The sequence below is a fragment of the Dissulfurispira sp. genome (assembly GCF_036745535.1).
GTDB lineage: Bacteria > Nitrospirota > Thermodesulfovibrionia > Thermodesulfovibrionales > Dissulfurispiraceae > Dissulfurispira.
On sequence record NZ_DAIOFX010000147.1, the window covers coordinates 1 to 2,450 of the forward strand.

At 45.4% G+C, this 2,450-nt stretch carries 3 protein-coding genes and 1 pseudogene; all 4 read right to left on the minus strand.

What is annotated here, in order from left to right; translation table 11 throughout:
* The coding region (locus V7L97_RS12210; protein WP_333656376.1) for an NADH-quinone oxidoreductase subunit D at window positions 1-864 on the minus strand (864 nt) is incomplete at its 3' end.
* 93 nt (window positions 865-957) lie between these two features.
* Window positions 958-1,494, minus strand: coding sequence for an NADH-quinone oxidoreductase subunit C (locus V7L97_RS12215; protein WP_333656379.1), 537 nt, complete (start codon window positions 1,492-1,494; stop codon window positions 958-960).
* Window positions 1,495-1,498: 4 nt separating this feature from the next.
* Window positions 1,499-2,020 (minus strand): annotated as a pseudogene (locus tag V7L97_RS12220) (NADH-quinone oxidoreductase subunit B).
* A gap of 61 nt (window positions 2,021-2,081) precedes the next feature.
* Complete coding sequence (locus V7L97_RS12230; protein ID WP_442891843.1) at window positions 2,082-2,405, minus strand: NADH-quinone oxidoreductase subunit A; 324 nt, start codon at window positions 2,403-2,405, stop codon at window positions 2,082-2,084.
* Window positions 2,406-2,450 lie beyond the last annotated feature (45 nt).

Here is a 2,450-nt window from a genome sequence, read left to right on the forward strand (position 1 = left end):
AACAGGGCCTTCAGGCATCTTTTCGATGCACTGTTTAATGATCCTGTTTGACTGCTTCAACTCCTCCATCCTGCATTTATATCTGTCGTACACATCTCCGTTTTTTCCTATTGGCACATCAAATTCCACATAGGGATAAGCGTCATAAGGTGCATACTTCCTCACGTCATAAGGAACTCCGGAACCACGCAATGTCGGTCCTGTAAGACCCCAGTTTATTGCCTCTTCCGCGCTTATCACTCCTATGCCCTTTGTCCTCTGAAGCCATATCCTGTTCTGGTCTATGAGGGTTTCGTATTGGTCTTCGACTATCTGGGGAAATTCCTCTGTGAATTCGTATAATTTATCGAGGAACTCCTGACTAACATCGTTCCTGACTCCTCCTATCCTCGGATAGCTGACAGTGAGTCTCGCACCACATGTCATCTCAAACAAATCGAGCAATCTTTCCCTGTCTCTGAACGAATACAGGAAAAGTGTCATCGCACCTATATCCAGTGCATGTGTCGAAATGCCTATTATGTGGCTGCTTATCCTCGTCATCTCTGACATTATTGTCCTTATGTATTTGGCCCTCTCAGGCGGCTCTATTCCAAAGAGCCTCTCCACTGCCACGCAATAACCGACATTATTTGACATGCTCGATATGTAGTCCAATCTGTCTGTCAGAGGCAGTGCAGACAGATATGTCCTGTTCTCTGACAGCTTCTCTACTCCCCTGTGAAGGTATCCAACATAAGGTGTGCACTTGACCACCGTCTCTCCGTCAAGGTCCAGCACCACACGCAATACCCCGTGAGTAGCTGGATGCTGGGGTCCCATGCTTATTGTGATTTCTTTTGTTCTAAGTTCTGTGCCTGCCATTTCGTCCTCGATTGTTCGGCCTCTGTCAGATTGTATCTGGGTGCTGGAGTGTTGTCTTCTTTCTTTTCCTATTACTCCATTTCTCTATATTCTTTATCTGACCTCATACTGTTTGTTCTTTTCTGCTGTTTCTATTACTTCTTTATATCCCTTCCACTCCATTTCACCGAGGTCTGCTTTTAATGGATAGTCTTTCCTCAATGGATGGCCTTCCCAGTCCTCGGGCATGAGTATTCTCCTTAAGTCGGGATGTCCGTTGAATGCTATTCCATACATGTCGTAGCACTCCCTTTCGTGCCAGTTTGCCCCAGCCCATATGTCTGTTACGCTGTCTATATTGCAGTCATCTTCATCCACTTCTGCCTTTATCCTTATCATGTGCCTGTGTCTCATGGAATACAGGTGATAGACTACCTCGAATCTGTTATCTTTTTTGTTTGCATAATCCACTCCGCAGAGGTCCTTGAGGTAGTCGAAGTATAATTCAGGCGTGCTGTGCAGGTATTTCATTATCTCTTTTATTCTGTCTTTCTTTACTACTACAGATGTCTGTCCGCGAAATTCTGTTATCTCCTTTACTTCTGCAGGATACCTGTCTTTGATTAGCTCTGCTATTTCCTTTGGCTCCATATTCTTATCTCCATCTGCTCCATTTGAACTGTTCTTTCTTTATCTTTTCCTGGAGCTTGATTATTCCTTCCATCAGTGCTTCGGGCCTCGGTGGACATCCGGGTATGTACACATCAACAGGCAGGAATGTGTCTACTCCCTGTACTGTGCTGTATGTGTTGAATATGCCTCCGCTGCATGCGCAGCTTCCCATGGATATTACATATCTCGGCTCGGGCATCTGGTCATAGACTCTGCGCACTATTGGCGCCATCTTCTTTGTGACCGTGCCTGCTATTATGACAAAGTCCGCCTGCCTGGGCGAGCCCCTGAATATTACTCCTAACCTGTCTAAATCATAGTGTGACGATCCCGTCGTCATCATTTCTATGGCGCATCAGGCAAGGCCAAAGGTCATGGGCCATAATGACGACAGCCTTCCCCAGTTCACTATCTTGTCAAAGCTGGCTATGATGGTGTTTGCTCCGGGAATTGTCTTCAATCCCTCTTCCACTTCCACCAATGCACTTACACCGTCTATTACCATAATCCCTCACCTCCTCTTCCATAATTTCAAATTTGAAATTTGAAATCTCAAATTCACGGTATCAGTCCCATTTAAAGGCTTCTTTTTTCCATGCGTATATGTAGCCTACTGCAAGTATGGCTATGAATAGCATCATCTCCACCAGTGCATACAATCCTATCTTGTCGTATACTACTGCCCATGGATAAAGGAATACTGCTTCAACATCGAATATCACAAAGAGCATTGCTATGATGTAAAACTTGATGCTGAATCTGTATCTCGGCTCTCCCACCGGAGGGTTTCCTGATTCATACGGCATCAGCTTCTCTTTGTAGGGCCTCCTGAGCCTGAACAGGTTGCCTACAAGCAATACACCCGATCCAAAGGCAAAGGCTATCATCATGATGATTAATATCGGCAGGTAATCGGTTGGTATGTAACTGCCCGG

Coding starts and splice junctions, on each gene's coding strand:
- V7L97_RS12215 (WP_333656379.1), bottom strand. CDS start 1,494: ATGGAGCCAAAGGAAATAGCAGAGCTAATCAAAGACAGGTATCCTGCA.
- V7L97_RS12230 (WP_442891843.1), bottom strand. CDS start 2,405: ATGATGATAGCCTTTGCCTTTGGATCGGGTGTATTGCTTGTAGGCAAC.